We start from the raw sequence: 16,893 nt of genomic DNA, 5'->3' as shown, positions 1-16,893 counted from the left end.
CGCGGCGCGGTCCGCGAACCGCGCGGGGGAGATCCGCAGCATGCTGTCGGGCACCGCGGCAGCGCCTGCGGGGCTGGCCCTCGACCCAGACCTGCGCTGGGCGTGGCTCATCGCGCTGGCCGCCACGGGGCGCGCGTCGGCCGAGGATGCGGATGCCGAGCTCGCGAGCGATCCGTCGGCACAGGGACACCTGGCCCACCGGACCGCGCTGACCGCCCGGCCGGACGCGGCCGTGCGCGCGGCGGCCTGGTACGCGGCCTGGGACGACGAGAGCCTGAGCAACGACCACCTCGCCGCGGTGATCGCCGGCGTGCGCGCAGGCGACCGCCGTGACCTCATCGCCGACTTCGACGACGAGTACTTCGCGCGGATCCGCCCGACGTGGGCCGCCCGCAGCATCGAGATCGCACGCCGACTCGTGGTCGGTCTCTTCCCCGCCGCCGAGTCCCTCGACCGGGTCGATGCGTGGCTGGACCGGAATCAGGATGCCCCGGCCGCGCTGCGCCGCCTGGTGATCGAGCAGCGCGACGGCCTCGCACGGGATCTGCGCGTGCGCGCCGCGCAGCCGGCGGCGCACTGAGGAGCCGAACCCTCCCACGACGCAGGCGACCCCGCGCACGCCCGGGGTCGCCTGCGAGTGGACGTCAGCTCGCGATGCCCTTGATCACCGGGTGGTGGAAGGTGTCGCCGAACGCACGGTCGGACGCGCCCTCGCGGTCGAGGTAGGGCGATGCGCCGCCGTCGATGAACGGCCAGCCCGCGCCGAGGATGAGGCAGAGGTCGATGTCCTCGACCTCGGGGACCACGCCCTCGTCGAGCATGAGCTTGATCTCCTGCGCGAGGCCGTCCTGCACGCGGCGGAGGATCTCGGCGGCGGGAGCCGGCGACGAGCCCACCGCGGGCCTGAGCGTCTTCTCCGCGGCCTTGGTCCAACCGGTCACGCGGCCGCCCTTGTCCTTCTCGACGACCTCGGAGAGCTCCGCGAGAGCGTGGAAGTTCTCGTTCGCGTAGAAGCGGTCGGGGAAGGCGTGCACCATCGTGTCCTGCACGTGGGCAGCGACCTTCCAGCCGACGAGGTCGATGAGCTGGAACGGTCCCATCGGCAGCCCGAGGGGCGCGAACGCCTTCTCGACGTCGGCGACCGGGGTGCCCTCGTAGACGGCGCGCGCCGCCTCGCCCATGACCTTGGCCAGGAGGCGGTTGACGACGAAGCCCGGCGCGTCGGCGGTGAGCACCGCGTTCTTGCCGAGGTTCTTCGCGACCACGAACGCGGTCGACAGCGCAGCGTCGGAGGTGTGCGGCGTCTTCACGATCTCGATGAGCGGCATCACCGCCACCGGGTTGAAGAAGTGGAAGCCGACGAGACGCTCCGGGTGGGCCAGCTTCGCGCCGATCTCCTCGACCGACAGCGACGAGGTGTTGGTCGCGAGGATCGCGTCCTCGGCGATGATCTGCTCGATCTCGCCGAACACCTGCTGCTTCACGCCGACCTCTTCGAAGACGGCCTCGATGACGAAGTCGCAGTCCGCGTAGAGGCTCTTGTCGGTCGTGCCGGTGACCAGGGCGCGCAGCTTGTTGGCGGAGTCGCCGTCGAGCCGGCCCTTCGCCTCGAGCTTGCCTATCTCGTCGTGGATGTAGGCCACGCCCTTGTCGACGCGCGCCTGATCGAGGTCGGTGATGAGCACCGGAACCTGCAGCTTGCGCACGAACAGCAGCGCGAACTGGCTCGCCATGAGGCCCGCGCCGATGATGCCGACCTTGGCGACCTTCTTCGCGAGCTCCTTGTCGGGGGCGCCGACCGGACGCTTGGCGCGCTTCTGCACCAGATCGAAGGCATACATGGATGCGGCGAACTGGTCGCCCGTGACGAGCTCGGCGAGAGCTTCGTCCTCGCGTGCGAATCCCTCGGCCTTCGAGCCGTTGCGCGCCTTGTCGAGGAGGTCCAGTGCCACGTACGGGGACTTCGGCACCGTGCCGATCTTCGACTCCAGCATGCCGCGGGCCATCTTGATGGCGATCGGCCACTTGGTGAGTCGCTCGATCTTGCCCGGCTCGTTCCTGCGGTCGACCTTGATCTTCCCGCCGAGGACGCCGTCGGCCCACGCCAGCGAGTCCTCGAGGTAGTTCGCGGCGGGGAAGATCGCGTCGACGATGCCGTAGTCGAAGGCCTGCTGCGGCTTCAGCATGCGGTTCTGCTTCAGCGGGTTCGAGATCACGACCTCGAGCGCGTTCTCGATGCCGATGAGGTTCGGGAGCAGGTAGGCGCCGCCCCAGCCGGGGATGATGCCGAGGAACACCTCGGGAAGCGCGATCGCGGCGGCCGAGGCATCCACCGTCCGGTAGGAGCTGTTGAGCGCGATCTCGAGACCGCCGCCGAGCGCGAGCCCGTTGACGAAGGCGAACGTGGGCACGCCCAGCTCGGAGAGCTGACCGAACACCTTGTGGCCGAGCTGCGCCACCATGCGCGCGTTGTCCTTCGAGCCGACCTTGCTGATGTCGCTGAGGTCGGCGCCGGCCGCGAGGATGTACTGCTTGCCGGTGATGCCGACCGCCTGGATCTCGCCGGCGGCCGCGCGCGTCTTCAGTGCGTCGAGCGTCTCGCCGAGCTGGAACATCGTGGCGGGGCCGAGTGTGTTCGGGCGCGTGTGGTCGCGTCCGTTGTCGAGGGTGACGAGGGCCAGCACCTTGCCCGAGGCCAGACGGATGTCGCGCACCCGCGAGTGCGTGATCACCTCGCCCTGGGTCATGGCGAGGATGGGGGAGAAGTCGATGTCGTCGTAGTTGCTCATTCGTTCCTACTTCCGCTTCTTGCCGTCGAAGTGCGGGTTCTCCCAGATGACCGAGCCGCCCTGGCCGAGCCCGACGCACATCGCGGTCAGGCCGTAGCGCACGTCGGGGCGCTCGGCGAACTGGGCCGCGAGCTGGATCATCAGGCGCACGCCGGAGGCCGCGAGCGGGTGGCCGAGCGCGATGGCGCCGCCCCACTGGTTGACGCGGGGGTCGTCGTCGGCGATGCCGAAGTGGTCGAGCAGCGAGATCACCTGGATGGCGAACGCCTCGTTCAGCTCGAACAGGCCGATGTCGCCGATGGTCAGGCCGGCCTTCTTGAGAGCCTTCTCGGTCGACGGGATCGGGCCGATGCCCATGATCTCGGGCTGCACGCCCGCGAAGGCGAAGGACACGAGCTTCATCTTCGGCGTCAGGCCCAGTTCCTTGACGGCCCCGCCGCCGGCGAGCAGCGACATCGTCGCACCGTCGGTGAGGGGCGACGACGTGCCCGCCGTCACACGGCCGTGCGGGCGGAACGGCGTCTTCAGACCCGCCAGGTCCTGCATCGTGGTCTGCGGGCGGCGGCCCTCGTCCTCGGTGGCGAGCCCCCAGGACCCGTCGGCGTCCTTGGTGGCGACCGACACGAGGTCGGGCTGGATCTTGCCGGCGTCGTAGGCCGCCTGCGCCTTCTGCTGGCTCAGCATGCCGTAGCGGTCCGAGCGCTCCTTGGTCAAGTGCGGGAACCGGTCGAAGATGCGCTCGGCGGTGACGCCCATGTTGAGCGCCCCCGGGTCCACCATCTTCTCGGCGACGAAGCGAGGGTTCGGATCGGCGTTGCCGCCGATCGGGTGGTGTCCCATGTGCTCGACGCCGCCGGCGAGCGCGACGTCGTACATCCCGACGCCGATGGAGCCCGCCATCGTCGTGACGCTCGTCATGGCGCCCGCGCACATGCGGTCGATCGCGAAGCCGGGAACGGTCTGCGGGAGCCCGGCGAGGATCGCGACGCTGCGGCCGAGGGTCAGGCCCTGGTCACCGGTCTGGCTGGTCGCGGCGATGGCGACATCGTCGATGCGGTCCCGGGGAACGCCCGGGTTGCGCTCCATGAGCCCGATCGTCGCCTTGACGGCGAGGTCGTCCGCGCGGGTGTTCCAGTACATGCCTTTCTCGCCGGCGCGCCCGAACGGGGTGCGCATTCCATCGACGAAGAAGACGTCCGAAATCTCGGCCACTCTGCCTCCAAAAGTAGGGATGTCGCCAGCCTAGGAGGGCGCGTGGAGCGGCCGGAATCGGGTGGGGGAAACCTACGAAGCCGTTTCCGACGCCTGCGACACGGGTTGCACGGAATCCACAAAGGCATCGGCGATCACCTGTGCGGTCTGCGCAATCTGCCACGGTCGTGCGCCCAGCGCGGCCAGGGATTCGCCGATGGATGCCGCGGTCAGCGGCTGCGGGGGATTCCAGGCGACGCGCCGGAGAAGCTCCGGCGTGAGGAGGTTCTCGGTCGGCATGTGGAGCTCCTCCGCCCGCTGCTCCACGACCGGACGTGCGGCCTTGAGACGGGCATCGGCCTCGGGGTTGCGATCGGCCCATGCCCGCGGCGGTGGCAGCGTGTCGCCGCCGGTGGCGCGTTCCGACGGGAGCTGTGTGACGGCGCGTCCGGCTTCGATCGCCGCCCACCAGCGATCCAGCTGCGAACGGCTTGCACGGCCCGTGAAGTCCTTGACGGCGGCGAGGGCGCTCTTGGACGGGGGATCCGCGAGGACGGCCGCGACCAGAGCGCGGTCGGGGACGAGGCGGCCCGGCGCGACGTCCTCCTGCCTCGCGTACTCCTCTCGGGCGGTCCACAGTTCGCGGGCCACGGCCAGCGCCTTGCGGCCGCGCACCGTGTGCAGGCCCGAGAGGCGGCGCCACGGCTCCTCCCGCGGCGGTCGGGGCTCGCGCTCGAGCACGGCGCGGAACTCTTCCGCGGCGAACTCGGTCTTGCCCTGCTCCGCGAGCTCTGCGACCAGCTTGTCGCGCACGTCGACGAGGTGCTCGACGTCGAGCGCCGCGTACTCGAGCCAGGACTGGGGCAGCGGACGCGTCGACCAGTCCGATGCGGAGTGGGCCTTCGCGAGCGTGATGCCCAGCGTGTCCTCGACGACGGCGCCGAGTCCGACCCGGTCATGACCGAGGAGGCGCGCGGCGAGCTCGGTGTCGAAGATGCTCGCCGGCTCGAGTCCGATCTCCCGCAGCGACGGCAGATCCTGGCTCGCCGCGTGCAGCACCCACTCCTCGCCGCCGATGGCGTCCTGGAGGGCGCGGAAGTCGCCGATGGGCGGGGGATCGAAGAGGAACACGCCCGCACCGCGCCGGTACACCTGCACCAGGTACGCCCGTTGCGAGTAGCGGAACCCCGACGCGCGCTCTACGTCGACGGCGACGGGACCCTCCCCGTCGGCGAGGCGACGCGCGGCCTCTTCGACGCGCGCGACCTCGTCGATCACCTCGTAATCAGCCACGTGGCGACCTGTGCGAACCGAGCATCGCGATCCCTTCCGAGCCGGGCGGAAGCCCGGCCAGCATGCAAACCAACTCCGCCCATGCTTCCACGTGCGGGGCGATCGCGCCTTCCGGGGACCAGGATGCACGCAGTTCTATCTGGGCCCCGTCGCCCTCCGCGGCCAGTGTGCCGAACCCCTTGGAGAGCGTCTTCGTCGCTGTGCCGGAGGCCGAATGGAACCCGGCACGTCGTGATTCGAGCGCGTCGGTGAGCCAGGTCCACGCGACGTCTGCGAGCAGCGGGTCGACACCGATCTCGGGCTCGAGCGGAGCCTGGGCGAAGCACACGATGCGCCACGGCCCGTTCCACGGCGCCGGCTCCTCGGGGTCGTGCAGGAGGACCAGCCGGCCCGTGCCGTACGGCGAGTCCGTGGCGTCGGGCTCAGGGCGGACGTCGCCCGCGATGGCGAACGCGTTCGGAGCGAGACCCTGCGGCGCGGCGATCTCGCGGACCGTGAGGTCGTCACGGAAGGAGATCGCCCGCACCGCCTCGGCGGCCTGCTCGAAAGAGCCCGGTGCCGTCGGGGGAGGCTGCTCAGTCACGCGGACAGACTAGAGTGATGCCTCGATGGTCGCCTCCAGGCGCGCCGCATGGGACGGCGCACGCAGTTACCCGGGAGGGCCGCAGGCTCTCACTCCTCGCCGCAGGCGCAGGACGCCCGCCCTCGTCGCCGGTGTGAGGGCCGCGCTCACGGTGCTGAGCGTGGCCCTGGCCGCCGTGCTCGGAGCGCTCGCGGCGGGCTCCGTCGTGATGGCGCGAAAGGTCGTGACGCCGGCGGGGCGACGGGCCGACACGCGCATCCTGGCGCTCGACACCGCCGCGCAGACGATCACGCTGTCGCGCACGGCCGACACCGAGCTCCCCGGACGCTATGGCCTCTTCACGAGCGGCACGTCCGACTACATCAAGCTCGGGTCGGTGCTCTCGGAGGACGCCTCGAGCGTCAAGCGCAAGCTGCTCACGCACGTCGCCTCCGACGCGCGCCTCGCTCCCGAGGCTGCGTTCAGCGGCTGGTACTACGACCACCCCGAGCAGCTGCACCTGCCTTTCACCCCCGAGCTCATCGGCTCGACGGTGGGGCCGTGCCCGGCGTGGCTGTTCCCGGCGGGTGAGGGCGACACCTGGGTCATTCAGGTGCACGGGCGCGGCACCACGCGCGCCGAGTGCCTGCGGGCAGTGCCGGTGTTCCACGGCCTCGGGATCACCTCGCTCGTCGTGTCGTACCGCAACGACGGCGAGGCGCCCCGCAGTCGCAACGGCACGTATGCGCTGGGTGCCACGGAGTGGCGCGACGTCGACGCGGCGGTCGGATTCGCACGGCGCCGCGGTGCCCGCAGGATCATCATCATGGGTTGGTCGATGGGCGGCGCGATCGCGCTGCAGCTCGCCCTCAATTCGGCACACGGCGACGCCATCGCGGGCATCATCCTCGAGTCGCCGGTCGTCGACTGGAGGGTCGTGCTCGATTACCAGGCCAGAGCCGAGCGCGTCCCGGGTGCCGTCAGCCGACTCGCGATCGAGGCACTGCAGGCCGAGTGGGCGGCGCCGCTGACGCGCACCGGCGCGGCGATCCGCCTCGACCAGCTCGACGTCGTCGCGCGGGCCGGCGAGCTGCGGCATCCGATCCTCATCCTCCACAGCGACGACGACGGATTCGTGCCGTCGGACGCGTCGCACGACCTCGTCGCCGCCCGGCCGGATCTGGTCGAGATGCAGGTGTTCGAGGTGGCGCGGCACACGAAGCTCTGGAACTACGACCAGGAGCGCTGGAGCGCCAGCATCGGCACCTGGCTCGCCGCCCACGGGATCGTCGCGGACTGACGAGCCCGGATCGGGTCAGCCCGACGTCTGCGCGCGCACCTGACGCTGGGCGCGCAGGAGCATCCCCGTCATGCCGGAGATGCGCAGCGGCGACACCACCCGGGTCAGTCCCAGCGTCTGGGGGAAGTCGCCGGGCACCGCGAGCACCTCGGCGGCGGTGAGGCCGGTGAGACCCTGCGCCAGGATGCTGGCAAAGCCGCGGGTCGTCGGCGCCTCCGGCGGAGCGGTCGCGTGCATCGCGACGGTGCCGTCGGCATCGACGTCGACGACGATGAAGACCGGGGACTGGCACTCGACCACCCGTTCGTACAGCTCGGGGCGACCCTCGTACTCCTCGGGCACCGGCGGCAGTTCGTAGGAGTACTCCAGCAGCAGCTGCAGCCGGTCGGGCTCGGGCAGCTCGAGGAACTCGTCGCGGATCTCGGCGAGTCGGTCGGGCAGGGCGGTGTCGGTCATCCCCACCATTTTCCCACGGGGTGGATGCTGCCGCTCAGCGTGCGGGCGCTTCGCCCGGCTCAGCACCCGCAACGATCGGCGCCCGCACGGCGCTGCCCCACTCGGTCCACGAGCCGTCGTAGTTGCGGACGTCCTCGAAGCCGAGGAGATGCTTCAGCACGAACCACGTGTGGCTCGACCGCTCGCCGATGCGGCAGTAGGCGACGATCGCGTCGCCGTCCTCGAGCCCGACCTCACCGCGATAGATCGCGTCCAGCTCCGCGCGGGGCTTGAAGCCGCCGTCCTCGGCGACCGCGCGCGCCCACGGCACGCTCTGCGCCGACGGGATGTGCCCGCCGCGCAGGGCACCTTCCTCGGGGTACGCCGGCGCCGAGGTGCGGGAGCCGTCGTACTCCTCGGGGGAGCGGACGTCGATGAGCGGGCCGTTGCCGAGGTGCGCGAGCACGTCGTCCTTATAGGCCCGCAGCACGGAGTCGTCGCGCTCGACGACCGGGTAGTCGGTCGGCGCGGGGGTCGGGGCATCCGTCGTGATCGGCCGCCCCTCGGCGATCCACTTGTCGCGTCCGCCGTCCAGGAGGCGCACATCCCGGTGCCCGAACAGCGAGAACACCCACAGCGCGTAGGCGGCCCACCAGTTGTTCTTGTCGCCGTAGATGACGACGGTGTCGTCGCGCGAGATGCCCTTGCGGCTGAGGAGCTCCGCGAACCCCGCGCCGTCGACGTAGTCGCGCACGACAGGGTCGTTGAGCTCGGTGTGCCAGTCCACCTTGACGGCGCCGGGGATGTGCCCGGTCTTGTACAGCAGCACGTCCTCGTCGGATTCCACCACGACCAGACCCGCCTCGCCAAGGTGTTCCTGGAGCCAGTCGCCCGTCACGAGCCGCCCCGGCTCGGAGTACTCGGCGAACTTCTCTGACGAGGTGTCGGTCTCGACGGTCATGACTTCTCCTGGATCGGGGGCGTGGGCCCGGGCCGCCGTCATCCCGCGTCAAGCGAGGACGGGCGCGCACGGCTGACGGTTAGGGTTGAACCGTCGCCTCCGACCCTAGATTCCCGGGCGGGGCTGCACAGCACTCTTGTAAGACTCCGTCACAGGCCCTCTGTACGATTCCGAAGCAGGATCCGCATGACCGTCTCCACCACACGCACCGGCGTCGTCCACCTCGCGGAGCGCGCTCCGCAGCTCGCCGGTGCCGAGATGGTCGCCGCGCTCGTCCCGCCGCCGCAGTTCGCCGACGCGACGTTCGACACGTACCGCGCCGACCCCGCCTATCCGTCGCAGCAGGAGGCGAAGGACCTGCTCCAGGCCTTCTCCGGTGCCGCCGCGCCGGTGAAGGGCGGTCTGTTCCGGCGCGCGAAGCGTCCGGAGCTGAAGCCCGGCGTCTATCTCGACGGCGGATTCGGCGTCGGCAAGACCCACCTGCTCGCGTCGGTTTATCACGCGATGCCCGCCCGCCGGAAGTACTTCGGATCCTTCATCGAGTACACGGCCCTCGTCGGCGCGCTCGGCTACCAGAACACCGTCGAGCTCTTCCGAGGCGCCGACCTGCTCTGCATCGACGAGTTCGAGCTGGACGACCCGGGCGACACGATGGTCATGACGCGCCTGCTGGCCGAGCTCGTGGCCTCGGGGACGCGGCTGGCCGCGACATCCAACACCCCTCCCAATGCGCTCGGCGAGGGGCGCTTCGCCGCGCAGGACTTCCTCCGCGAGATCCACGCGATGGCGTCGAGCTTCCAGACGATCCGCATCGACGGCACCGACTTCCGTCACCGCGCGGTCGACGGGCACGCCGTCGTGCTCGAGGAGCCGCAGTACGAGGCGGCGATCGCAGATGCCGCGGCGGCCGGCCTCGCGTCGGACGACAGGTTCGACGCGCTCGTCGCCCACCTCGCCCGCGTGCACCCCTCCCGGTACATCCGCCTCATCGAGGACCTGTCGCTGGTGGGACTGCGCGACGTGGCGCCGTTCACGGATCAGTCGGCGGCCCTGCGGTTCGTCGCCTTCATCGACCGCGTCTACGACGCCCAGCTGCCCATCCGCGCGACGGGCTCGTCGCTCGACCTCGTCTTCCCCGAGGAGATGCTCGCCGGGGGATACCGCAAAAAGTACCTCCGCGCCGTCTCGCGCCTGGTGGCGTCGACCCTCGCGTGATGCCGGCGGTCGAGCCGGAGCCTCTTCGCGGCCGGCTCTCGCCCCGCCGAAATCTGATGTTTACATCACAGGGGTCGACGTAACGATCGCGAAACACGGTACGCACGGCGTGCGAAACCGGCCCTCGCAAAACTGTGGTCAGCACAAGGCGGACACCCGTGACGCCTCGTGGAAATGTCACTGACCCAATGCGAGGTATCACCCCATGGACGCACCCGGCAACATCGCCTGGGCGGTCACCGCTACCGCTCTAGTCCTCCTTATGACGCCCGGCGTGGCGTTCTTCTACGGCGGTCTCGTCAAGGCCAAGTCCGTCGTCAGCATGATGATGATGAGCTTCGGCGCGCTGGGCCTGGTCGGCGTGCTCTGGATCCTCTACGGCGCCAACATGAGCGTCGTCGACGGCACCTGGAGCTTCGCCGGAAACCCCTTCAGCGATTTCGGGCTCTCGAGCCTCTCGTCGGGTGAGGGCGCGAACGTCGGCCTGCTCGGCACCGCCTACGGCGCGACCTTCGCGATCATCACCGTCGCGCTGATCTCGGGCGCGATCGCCGACCGCGCCAAGTTCGGCGCGTGGATGATCTTCGCGGGCCTGTTCGCCACTCTCGTCTACTTCCCCGTCGCGGCCTGGGTCTGGGGCGGCGGCTGGATCTACAACCTCGGCACGACCATGTTCGGCGAGGAGAGCGGCGTGGCCGTCATCGACTACGCAGGTGGCACCGCGGTGCACATCAACGCGGGTGCTGCGGCCCTCGCGCTCGCGCTGGTGCTCGGCAAGCGCATCGGCTTCCAGAAGGGCATCCTCAAGCCCCACAACGTGCCGCTGACGCTCCTCGGCGCCGCGCTGCTGTGGTTCGGCTGGTTCGGCTTCAACGGCGGCGCGGAGTGGCTGTCGGAGGACATGGGCAACGTCGGCCTCATCACGATCAACACGCTGGGTGCGACCGCCGCGGCCGTCATCGGCTGGATCGTCGTCGAGAAGTTCAAGGACGGCAAGCCGACGTCGGTGGGAGCCGCCTCGGGTGCGGTGGCCGGTCTCGTCGCGATCACCCCCGCGTGTGCGAACCTGACCCCGGGCTGGGCGCTCCTGCTCGGCGTGCTCGTCGGTGCGATCTGCGCCCTGGCCATCGAGCTCAAGTTCAAGCTCGGCTTCGACGACTCGCTCGACGTGGTCGGCATCCACCTGGTCGGCGGCCTCTTCGGCACGATCTTCCTCGGCTTCTTCGCGACCGAGACCGGCCTGTTCCTCGGTGGCGGTGCCGATCAGCTGATCGTCCAGGTGATCGCCGCCGTCGGCGTCCTGCTCTACTCGTTCATCGTCGCCTTCGTCATCGGCTTCATCATCGAGAAGACGATCGGCTTCCGCGTCAAGAACGAGGACGAGCTGGCCGGCGTCGACACCGTCGTGCACGGCGAGGAGGGCTACCTCCTGGACGAGCGCGTCTGATCCTGACGGATCCCCCGGATCCGAAGGCGCCGTGGCAACGCCACGGCGCCTTCGCCGTGTCCGGGCGTTGGCGAGGGTGACGATGTGACACAGCGAAGCGGGCTGCGAGGCATCCTGAGCGGCATCTTCCGGCCCCGCCGGACGGCGCAGCCGTCGAGGTCCGCGCCGGCGCCTGAGGGCAGCCGCAGCGGGCCGACGGCGACCGTGGAGGTCGCGCCTCCCGGCAGCGCAGCGCTGCGAATCGCCTACGCGCCCGACCGCGACGGCGATCCGGATGCCGGCGAGATCATCTGGACCTGGGTGCCGTACGCCGAGAACGACGGCCGCGGAAAGGACCGACCGCTCCTCGTGATCGCGCGCCAGAGTGCCGACCGCGTCTACGCCGTCCGGCTCACCAGCAAGCCGCACGACGGCGACCGGGACTTCCTCGCGCTGGGCACGGGGGAGTGGGACGCGCAGGGCCGGCCGTCGTGGATCGACATCGAGCAGCTCTACAGCGTGCATCGCGACGGCATGCGGCGCGAGGCATCCGCTCTCGATCTGAACCGGTTCGCGCGTGTGGCCGATGCCCTCCATCGCCGCTACGGCTGGGACGTCGGCGACTGACGCAAGAAGACCCGATCACTTTCGTGACCGGGTCTTCTGTGGCGGTGGGCGATACCAGACTCGAACTGATGACCTCTTCCGTGTGAAGGAAGCGCGCTACCAACTGCGCCAATCGCCCGTCTCCCCGAGGGGAACGAGTACCCACCTTACCGGATGCCGGAGCGTGCCTCGAACCACATCGGCGAGACACGCGCGGGGTGCACTCGGTTTTGCAGGACGCTCAGGATCGGTTAGAGTCTTTCAAGTGCCCGGGTGAACAAGCCGGAAACAAAATGCGGATGTAGCGCAGTTGGTAGCGCATCACCTTGCCAAGGTGAGGGTCGCGAGTTCGAGTCTCGTCATCCGCTCGAGTGCAGGGATCTCTTTACGAGGAGGTCACGGCACGTGGGGTCAAACCACACGCGGTGGCGTGGCCGAGCGGCTAGGCACCGGCCTGCAAAGCCGTTTACACGGGTTCGAATCCCGTCGCCACCTCCACTCGAATTGAATAGCCCTTCACGGGCGCGATTGGCGCAGCGGTAGCGCGCTTCCCTGACACGGAAGAGGTCACTGGTTCGATCCCAGTATCGCGCACCACCTGAAACCCCCGCTTCGGCGGGGGTTTTCTCGTTCACAGCGCTTCAGCGCACGGCTGCAGGCCACGCGGACGCGCGGCGCTACCGTGGTCGGCGTGACCGACGAGCTCGCCGCCCGCATCCGGGCCGATCTGCGGACCGTGGCCGACCCGGAGCGGGCGCCGGGACAGCAGGCGTACATGAAGTCGGCCATGCCGTTCCTCGGTGTGCGGGTCCCGGACGCACGGCTCGTCGCGAAGCGGGCTGCGAAGGGGACGGATGCTGCGACCCTGCGCGCGACGGCACTCGTGCTGTGGGACGCCGCCGGCTACCGCGAAGAGCGGTATGCCGCCCTGGCGCTGCTCGCGCTGCGCCCGCTGCGCGGCGACCCGGCGCTCGTACCCCTCGTCGAGCACATGGTGCGGACGGGACGGTGGTGGGACTTCACGGACGAGCTCGCCCACCGCCTCGCCGATCTGCACGACACCCGCCCTGCCGCGACCGCTGTCCTCGCGCGAGCCTGGGCGCGCGATGACGACCTGTGGATCCGGCGCATCGCGATCCTGTCGCAGCTGGGCCGAGGTGATCGCGTCGATCCGGATCTGCTGGCCGACACGATCGAGCCGAACCTCGCCGACCCCGAGTTCTTCCTCCGCAAGGCGATCGGATGGGCGCTGCGCGACTACGCCCGCGTCGCGCCGGAATGGGTCCGGCGGTACGTCGACGGGCACGCGCTGAGCCCGCTGTCACGCCGCGAGGCGCTCAAGCACCTCTGACGGCCCCGGTCACGCGGTGAGCTCGGCACGCACCTGCGGCGTCGGGCACCCCCGATACCCGGCCCCTGAGAACCACTGGCTAGACTCGTCGCGTGGAACTCGTCGGATCGACCGCCGCAACGGCACACACGACCGACACGCGAACGCTCGGCGCCTGAGCGGGCAGGGCGCGTCGTGCGCCCGAAGCTGAGTAGCCTTGAATCCGAGCCATTCCCAGGAGAGTTTCCGTGACTGACGCTGTGCCCTACCCCGCCGACGGCTTCGCCCTGTTCCCCGACCGCTCCGTGGTCGCACTGCGCGTGAACGGCGAGCTGAAAGACCTCGCGACGGTGGTGGAGGAGACGGATGCCGTCGAGCCCGTCACCATCGACAGCCCGGACGGCCTCGCGATCCTGCGCCACTCCACGGCGCACGTCCTCGCCCAGGCCGTCCAGCGCATCAACCCGCAGGCCAACCTCGGCATCGGCCCGCCCATCACCGACGGCTTCTACTACGACTTCGGCGTCGAGCACCCGTTCACCCCCGAGGACCTCAAGGCCATCGACAAGGAGATGGCGCGCATCATCCGCGAGGGCCAGCGCTTCGTCCGCCGCGTCGTCAGCGACGAGGAGGCGCGCGTCGAGCTCGTGGACGAGCCGTTCAAGCTCGAGCTGATCGGCCTGAAGGGCGGGGGCGCCGAGAAGACCGAGGGCGCCTCGGTCGAGGTGGGCGCCGGCGAGCTCACGATCTACGACAACGTCGACCGCGACGGCCAGACGGTCTGGAAGGACCTGTGCCGCGGGCCGCACCTGCCCAACACCCGCATGATCGGCAACGGCTGGGCGCTGCAGCGCATCGCCGGCGCGTACTGGCGCGGGAGCGAGAAGAACCCCCAGCTCCAGCGGATCTACGGCACCGCCTGGCCGACCAAGGACGAGCTGCGCGCCTACCAGAGCCGCCTCGAGGAGGCGGCCAAGCGCGACCACCGCAAGCTCGGCAAAGACCTCGACCTGTTCTCTTTCCCCGACGAGATCGGCTCCGGCCTGTCGGTGTGGCATCCGCGCGGCGGCGTCGTGCGCGGCGAGATGGAGCAGCACGCGCGCCGGCGCCACATCGAGGGCGGCTACACCTACGTGTACACCCCGCACATCTCGAAGGAGGACCTGTTCCTCACCTCGAACCACCTCGTCACGTACAAGGAGGGCATGTTCCCGCCCATCGTGATGGACGAGGAGCGCGACGAGCGCGGCGAGATCACGAAGCACGGCCAGGACTACTACCTGAAGCCGATGAACTGCCCGATGCACATCCTCATCTACAAGGAGCGCGCGCGCAGCTACCGCGATCTGCCGATGCGTCTGGCCGAGAACGGCACGGTGTACCGCAACGAGCTGTCGGGCGCCCTGCACGGCCTCACCCGCGTGCGCGGCTTCACGCAGGACGACTCGCACCTCTTCGTCACTCCCGAGCAGCTCGAGGAGGAGGCGACCCGCGTCCTCGAGTTCGTGATCTCGATGCTGCGCGACTTCGGTCTCGACGACTTCGAGCTCGAGCTGTCGATGCGCGACGACGAGAAGGACAAGTGGATCGGCTCGGACGAGTTCTGGGACTACTCCACCAATGCCCTGCGCAACGTCGCGGTCGCGAGCGGTCTGAAGCTCACCGAGGTGCCCGGCGAGGCCGCCTTCTACGGCCCCAAGATCGACCTCAAGACCCGCGACGCCATCGGACGCACGTGGCAGCTGTCGACGGTGCAGGTCGATCCGAACCTGCCCGAGCGCTTCGAGCTCGAGTACACGGACCGCGACGGCCAGAAGAAGCGGCCGATCATGATCCACCGTGCGCTCTTCGGCTCGATCGAGCGGTTCTTCGCGATCCTCCTCGAGCACTACGCCGGGGCGTTCCCGGTGTGGCTGGCGCCGGTCCAGGTCGTCGGCATCCCCGTCGCGGAGGACTTCGCGGACTACCTCGGCGAGGTCATCGACCAGCTGAAGGCGGAGGGCGTCCGCGCCGAGCTCGACCACTCCGACGACCGCATGCAGAAGAAGATCCGCACGCACACCACGCAGAAGGTGCCGCTCCAGCTCATCGCGGGCGCGCAGGACCAGGCGGGCGGCACGGTGTCGTTCCGCTTCCGCGACGGCTCGCAGGAGAACGGCGTGCCGATCGCCGACGCCGTCCGGCGGGTCCGCGACGCGATCGGCTCCCACGCTCTGGTCAACATGGCGGAGGACTTCGCGTGAGCGACGCCCCGCCTGCGGGGAGTCGCGAACGCGAAGTCACGGTCCCTGAGCCTGCCGAAGGGCGCGTGAGCGAGGTCGGTTCGGCGGCGCCCGGAACGGATGCCGCGGACCCGGCACTCGTCGACGCCGCGACCCTCGCCGGGGTTCCCGACGAGTTCCAGCGCCTCTGGACGCCGCACCGAATGGCGTACATCCAGGCCGGCCCCGAGGTGCTGCGCCACGATTGCCCGTTCTGCGAGGCGCCCCGCAGGTCGGACGAGGACGGCCTCATCGTCTTCCGCGGCCACACCGCCTATGCGCTCCTGAACCTGTTCCCGTACAACTCGGGACACCTCCTCGTGTGCCCGTACCGCCACATCGCGACGTACGACCAGGCGACCGAGGAAGAGGTCGCCGAGATCGGAGCGCTGACGCAGCAGGGCATGCGCGTGCTCCGTCAGATCTCGCGCTGCGATGGGTTCAACATCGGCATGAACCAGGGGCATGTGGCCGGGGCCGGCGTGGACGAGCACCTGCACCAGCACATCGTCCCGCGGTGGGCATCCGACGCGAACTTCTTCCCCATCATCGCGAAGACGAAGGCCCTGCCGCAGCTGCTCGGCAACGTGCGCCGCGCGGTGTGGGACGCCTGGCACGCATGAGGTCGGGGGACGGATGCTGCGACCCGCAGCATCCGTCCACGCTCTCAGCGGACCTGGCTGACCTCGAACTGCAGACGCGGGTTCGCGTAGGCGTCCTGCGATTCGACGAGCTGCAGCTCGCGCTCACCTGAGGCGTGGGTGCGCTCGAGCAGGTCGTAGACGCTCGACGTCGTGCGGGCGAGCGCGTCGGCCGCGTCGCGGCTGCGGCGGTAGTGCGCGGTGAACAGCGCCGCCGTGACGTCGCCCGAGCCGTTGGCCTTCATCGGGATGTGCGGCGTCTGCACGATCCACGCGCCGTCGTCGGTCACGGCGAGCATCTCGATCGTGCCCTCGGGGCGGTCCGGACGCTCGACACTCGTGACCAGCACCGTGCTCGGCCCCATCGCGCGCGCGGCATCGGCCGAGGCCAGCGTGGATTCGAGGTCGGACGGGTCGGTCTCGGTGAGGAAGCCGAGTTCGAACTGGTTGGGCGTGATGATGTCGGCGGCGGGCACGACGCGGTCGCGCAGCAGCACCGGGATCGCGGGCGCCACGAAGCAGCCCGACTTCGCGTTGCCCATGACCGGGTCGCACGCATAGACCGCGGCGGGATTGGCCTGCTTGACGCGCGCGACGGTGTCGAGGATGACGTCGGCGATGCCCTCGCCGCCCTGGTAGCCCGACAGCACCACGTCGATCTGCGGGAAGACACCCCGGTCCTCGATGCCGAGGACGACGTCGCGCACGTCATCGGGACTGATCATCGGGCCGCGCCAGGCGCCGTAGCCGGTGTGGTTCGAGAAGTTGACCGTATACACCGGCATGACCTCGACGCCGACGCGCTGCAGCGGGAAGACGGCGGCGGAGTTGCCCACGTGGCCGTAGGCGACCGCGGACTGGATCGAGAGGATCTTCACCGCTC

At 69.8% G+C, this 16,893-nt stretch carries 15 protein-coding genes and 4 tRNA genes; 11 read left to right on the top strand and 8 right to left on the bottom strand.

Annotated features, from left to right (window positions below; genetic code table 11):
- Window positions 1-580 (top strand): ERAP1-like C-terminal domain-containing protein (locus AC3A46_RS16155; protein ID WP_487666113.1); only part of this gene is annotated, 580 nt, incomplete at its 5' end.
- 64 nt (window positions 581-644) lie between these two features.
- On the opposite strand, the gene AC3A46_RS16150 is transcribed toward AC3A46_RS16155, so the two are convergent.
- From AC3A46_RS16150 to AC3A46_RS16135, 4 genes are all read right to left on the bottom strand, one after another.
- A complete protein-coding gene (locus AC3A46_RS16150; protein ID WP_487666112.1) occupies window positions 645-2,789 on the bottom strand; it encodes a 3-hydroxyacyl-CoA dehydrogenase NAD-binding domain-containing protein in 2,145 nt (714 codons plus the stop codon).
- Window positions 2,790-2,795: 6 nt separating this feature from the next.
- The gene (locus AC3A46_RS16145) at window positions 2,796-4,001 is read right to left on the bottom strand and encodes a thiolase family protein (protein ID WP_487666111.1); all 1,206 of its coding nucleotides are present in this window, start codon (window positions 3,999-4,001) and stop codon (window positions 2,796-2,798) included.
- A gap of 72 nt (window positions 4,002-4,073) precedes the next feature.
- Window positions 4,074-5,273, bottom strand: a complete 1,200-nt coding sequence (locus tag AC3A46_RS16140; RefSeq protein WP_487666110.1) for an HRDC domain-containing protein — start codon at window positions 5,271-5,273, stop codon at window positions 4,074-4,076.
- Window positions 5,266-5,856, bottom strand: a complete 591-nt coding sequence (locus tag AC3A46_RS16135; protein WP_487666109.1) for a DUF3000 domain-containing protein — start codon at window positions 5,854-5,856, stop codon at window positions 5,266-5,268. Before AC3A46_RS16135 ends, AC3A46_RS16140 begins: the two co-directional genes overlap by 8 nt.
- 25 nt (window positions 5,857-5,881) lie before the next feature.
- Between AC3A46_RS16135 and AC3A46_RS16130 the strand changes: the two genes are divergently transcribed.
- On the top strand, window positions 5,882-7,135 hold the full coding sequence (locus AC3A46_RS16130; protein ID WP_487666108.1) for an alpha/beta hydrolase family protein: 1,254 nt from the start codon (window positions 5,882-5,884) through the stop codon (window positions 7,133-7,135).
- A gap of 15 nt (window positions 7,136-7,150) precedes the next feature.
- Here the strand turns inward: AC3A46_RS16130 and AC3A46_RS16125 are convergent, their stop codons facing one another.
- Together AC3A46_RS16125 and AC3A46_RS16120 are read right to left on the bottom strand one after the other, a co-directional pair.
- Window positions 7,151-7,591: a SufE family protein gene (locus tag AC3A46_RS16125; RefSeq protein ID WP_487666107.1), complete on the bottom strand. Its 441-nt coding sequence runs from the start codon at window positions 7,589-7,591 to the stop codon at window positions 7,151-7,153.
- A 34-nt stretch (window positions 7,592-7,625) separates the two neighbouring features.
- Window positions 7,626-8,531, bottom strand: coding sequence for a sulfurtransferase (locus AC3A46_RS16120; RefSeq protein WP_487666106.1), 906 nt, complete (start codon window positions 8,529-8,531; stop codon window positions 7,626-7,628).
- A gap of 186 nt (window positions 8,532-8,717) precedes the next feature.
- Between AC3A46_RS16120 and zapE the strand changes: the two genes are divergently transcribed.
- From zapE to AC3A46_RS16105, 3 genes are all read left to right on the top strand, one after another.
- Window positions 8,718-9,746 (top strand): cell division protein ZapE, encoded by a 1,029-nt coding sequence (zapE, locus tag AC3A46_RS16115; RefSeq protein ID WP_487666105.1) that lies wholly within the window; start codon window positions 8,718-8,720, stop codon window positions 9,744-9,746.
- A gap of 205 nt (window positions 9,747-9,951) precedes the next feature.
- A complete protein-coding gene (locus tag AC3A46_RS16110; protein ID WP_487666104.1) occupies window positions 9,952-11,193 on the top strand; it encodes an ammonium transporter in 1,242 nt (413 codons plus the stop codon).
- Between the two features lie 84 nt (window positions 11,194-11,277).
- Window positions 11,278-11,799, top strand: coding sequence for a type II toxin-antitoxin system PemK/MazF family toxin (locus AC3A46_RS16105; RefSeq protein ID WP_487666103.1), 522 nt, complete (start codon window positions 11,278-11,280; stop codon window positions 11,797-11,799).
- A 45-nt stretch (window positions 11,800-11,844) separates the two neighbouring features.
- On the opposite strand, the gene AC3A46_RS16100 is transcribed toward AC3A46_RS16105, so the two are convergent.
- Window positions 11,845-11,917: transfer RNA gene (locus AC3A46_RS16100), tRNA-Val, on the bottom strand.
- Between the two features lie 156 nt (window positions 11,918-12,073).
- Here AC3A46_RS16100 and AC3A46_RS16095 point away from each other — a divergent pair.
- From AC3A46_RS16095 to AC3A46_RS16070, 6 genes are all read left to right on the top strand, one after another.
- A tRNA-Gly gene (locus AC3A46_RS16095) sits at window positions 12,074-12,146 on the top strand.
- A gap of 56 nt (window positions 12,147-12,202) precedes the next feature.
- Window positions 12,203-12,276, top strand: a tRNA-Cys gene (locus AC3A46_RS16090).
- Window positions 12,277-12,300: 24 nt separating this feature from the next.
- Window positions 12,301-12,375: transfer RNA gene (locus AC3A46_RS16085), tRNA-Val, on the top strand.
- A 94-nt stretch (window positions 12,376-12,469) separates the two neighbouring features.
- Window positions 12,470-13,129, top strand: coding sequence for a DNA alkylation repair protein (locus AC3A46_RS16080; RefSeq protein WP_487666102.1), 660 nt, complete (start codon window positions 12,470-12,472; stop codon window positions 13,127-13,129).
- Window positions 13,130-13,356: 227 nt separating this feature from the next.
- Window positions 13,357-15,351 carry a threonine--tRNA ligase gene (gene thrS / locus AC3A46_RS16075; RefSeq protein WP_487666101.1) on the top strand — a complete coding sequence of 665 codons (1,995 nt, stop codon included), beginning with the start codon at window positions 13,357-13,359 and terminating at the stop codon, window positions 15,349-15,351.
- Between the two features lie 65 nt (window positions 15,352-15,416).
- Window positions 15,417-15,992: an HIT family protein gene (locus AC3A46_RS16070; RefSeq protein ID WP_487666116.1), complete on the top strand. Its 576-nt coding sequence runs from the start codon at window positions 15,417-15,419 to the stop codon at window positions 15,990-15,992.
- A 44-nt stretch (window positions 15,993-16,036) separates the two neighbouring features.
- On the opposite strand, the gene pdxY is transcribed toward AC3A46_RS16070, so the two are convergent.
- Window positions 16,037-16,888: a pyridoxal kinase PdxY gene (gene pdxY / locus AC3A46_RS16065; RefSeq protein WP_487666100.1), complete on the bottom strand. Its 852-nt coding sequence runs from the start codon at window positions 16,886-16,888 to the stop codon at window positions 16,037-16,039.
- Window positions 16,889-16,893: the final 5 nt, after the last annotated feature.

The sequence above is a fragment of the Microbacterium sp. Soil_C_42 genome (assembly GCF_057656735.1).
This window is presented reverse-complemented; position numbering and strand designations above follow the sequence as displayed.